The sequence below is a fragment of the Vibrio sp. 2132-1 genome (genome assembly GCF_033344315.1).
In genome coordinates this window covers 1-734 of record NZ_JAWPON010000286.1, presented here as the reverse complement: position 1 = coordinate 734, position 734 = coordinate 1, and the positions used below count along the sequence as shown (strand labels likewise).

The 734-nt window shown below is 45.0% G+C and carries 1 protein-coding gene and 1 pseudogene; one reads left to right on the top strand and one right to left on the bottom strand.

All coding sequences use genetic code 11. The features are described 5' to 3' along the window. Positions 1-225, top strand: a pseudogene (locus R8N47_RS24960) (hypothetical protein); the annotation flags it as partial. A gap of 57 nt (positions 226-282) precedes the next feature. On the opposite strand, the gene R8N47_RS24955 reads toward R8N47_RS24960, so the two are convergent. Further along, positions 283-734, bottom strand: a 452-nt coding sequence (locus R8N47_RS24955) for a primase C-terminal domain-containing protein (protein WP_318186075.1), incomplete at its 5' end; no start/stop codon positions are given.

The following is a 734-nucleotide window of genomic DNA, read 5'->3' as shown; positions in this document are numbered from 1 at the left end:
GAGAACAAGGAAGTGGCGTTACAAAAGCAAATAAGAATAGTCAATCACGCACACCGTCGACAAAACCAACAGACACAGAGTAAGTTAGGTCAAAGAGATCGACTGAGCGCAGAGAAGAAAATAATGGCAGAGTTCTTAGATGAAATAGACTGGAAGTTCACGGATGGAACAAAAATCACGTATACCGCTCTAGCAAGATTAGCAAAGAAACATAGAGGCCATTAATCAGATAACAACCCTAAAAAGGGCTGTTATCTGATATAGCTTGTTTAGTGCCACACATTACAATTTGCCAGTCGACTTCCAACGGAAGTAAGTTCTTCGACTGATACCAAGCTCAACCCAAGGTTCGTTAAGGCTAGGTCTACCTCCACCTTTTGAAACTTTTCCACCCTTAGCACCTTTCTTAGCGTGCCATTGGCTTTTCTTTTCTGGCGTGAATTCTCGATACGTCCAGTTAGCGATCGACTTCGCTATCGCTTTCACTTCTGACACGGGCAAAGGAACATTGAACTGGCTATTCGTACTTTCTACTTTGTCGTAGACGGCTGCATTCCACTTTCTTTTGTAGTTAGGCGCCCAGTATTCCCGAATCGCTCTATATGCCCACTGACGAGTGTTATCGAACAACTCACAGTTACGGCCAAGACCAGACGTTTCGCTACCACGTAACGGGTGGCCTTTCAGATCGAGGTATTCCGCCAGTTCATCGAGTGTGTACTCGTACTCTGTCC